Origin of the sequence: Kosakonia oryziphila, assembly GCF_900094795.1 — a bacterium.
Lineage (GTDB): Bacteria > Pseudomonadota > Gammaproteobacteria > Enterobacterales > Enterobacteriaceae > Kosakonia > Kosakonia oryziphila.
The window spans coordinates 1-1,671 of record NZ_FMBC01000118.1; the positions used below are offsets into that span (position 1 = coordinate 1).

Genomic DNA, 1,671 nt, shown 5'->3' on the forward strand with positions numbered 1-1,671 from the left:
TTAAACTCTTCGGGATAACGTTTACCGCTCATGGGCACCTCTCTTTAAGTCATCTTAAATGACTCTGAGGTGTCTGTTAAACCCGTGGCGATTCAACTTAAACATTTTAATTTACCGTAAATTTGCGTTAAGCCAATTTCATTGGCTACATTTTGTGTGTATATTGATCTATTTATCTGAGTGATTCTTAATGATTAGTGAATAATTCTGAATTACCATTATTTATTTTTTTACCTACGAGTTAATGTGATGGATTCGTTAAAATTGGAGCAAAAATATGACTAGAAAGTACCTTAACGAGGAAGAAATAAGATGTTTACTGCAAACTATCTCCAATAAAGTGGGCTCCGAACGCGACTATTGTATGGTTTGCATAGCTTTTTTACATGGTTTAAGGGTGAGTGAATTAACATCATTGATGTTAGAGGATTATGATCCGTTATCAAAGAAACTCAGTATAAAGAGATTAAAAGGTGGGTTTAGTACATGCCATCCATTGTTACTGGAAGAGGATGCTGTATTACAACTATGGCTCATTCAGCGGAAGCTGAATTCAGGGAGCCATTTGCCTTGGTTGTTTTTAACTCGGCAAGGTGGAAAAATGACCAGGCAAAGATTTTATCAAATATTAAGAAAGTATGGTCATGTTGCGGGTCTTCCTTTATCTATACATCCTCATATGCTTAGGCATTCCTGTGGGTATAGTCTTGCGGAAAGGGGAATTGATACTCGGCTAATTCAGGATTATTTGGGGCATAGGAATATCAGACATACAGTATTGTATACAGCATCAAATGCTCAACGATTTAAAAATATTTGGTCAGATAAAAATAATGTGAAAACTATTTTTACATTAACTTCTTGCTTTTAAATAATTAAGCTGGCTACTATATTTATAATCATATAGCAATATGGTGGCCACCTTTTTACTCGATAAAGACAGGATAACGGTTGTCTTAACTTTTAGCTGGGTGACTCTGGTCCAAAATCAGTACAATGCTACATCAGAGATCTCCGTCTTTCTGGATACTTCGGATAAATTCCGCCGGAGTCATGTCATTTAATGATGAATGGGTTCTCTCATGATTATATTCCCTGCGCCAGTTGTCGAGTTTGTCCTGTGCATCTTCCAGTGACAAAAACCAGTGAATGTTCATGCATTCGTCCCGCAGACAACCGTTAAATGACTCAATAAACGGGTTATATGTCGGCTTTCCGGGTCGGGAGAAGTCTACCGTGACACCATGTTCATACGCCCATTTATCCAAACTTTTCGAGATAAACTCGCTGCCGTTATCCGTCTGAATACGTACCGGCAGGCGCTGATTCAGCACCCGCAGCGCTTCCATTATGTTGACCACATCCTCACCCTTCAGTGATTTTCCGGCATGGAGCGCCAGACATTCCCGACTAAAATTATCCACTACAGTCAGCGCCCGGAAGCGCCGTCCGTTAAACAGACTATCCGACACGAAATCCATACTCCAGCACTGATCGATGTACGTCAGGGGTGGACTCTGCTGACGGTGTGCCGCACTGATATGTCTGCGGGAACGTTTCCTGCGCAGATTCAGAAATGTAAATAGACCCGTTTTAGTTCCATGCATTTTTTGAGATCCCGGCCAAATAATGGTGCTGTCGATACTCCTCCGGCGTCATATTGTTCAGTGA

1 protein-coding gene and 1 pseudogene are annotated in these 1,671 nt (G+C 40.6%); one reads left to right on the forward strand and one right to left on the reverse strand.

From position 1 onward, the window contains the following. Positions 1-277 precede the first annotated feature (277 nt). Positions 278-871 (forward strand): tyrosine-type recombinase/integrase, encoded by a 594-nt coding sequence (locus GA0061070_RS24390; RefSeq protein WP_090139105.1) that lies wholly within the window; start codon positions 278-280, stop codon positions 869-871. A gap of 133 nt (positions 872-1,004) precedes the next feature. Here GA0061070_RS24390 and GA0061070_RS24395 read toward each other — a convergent pair. After that, a pseudogene (locus tag GA0061070_RS24395) lies at positions 1,005-1,574 on the reverse strand (IS3 family transposase); the annotation flags it as partial. Between the last annotated feature and the right edge of the window lie 97 nt (positions 1,575-1,671).

Bases quoted from the DNA above. Each gene is read 5' to 3' on its own strand.
- GA0061070_RS24390 (WP_090139105.1), top strand. From the start codon at position 278: ATGACTAGAAAGTACCTTAACGAGGAAGAAATAAGATGTTTACTGCAA.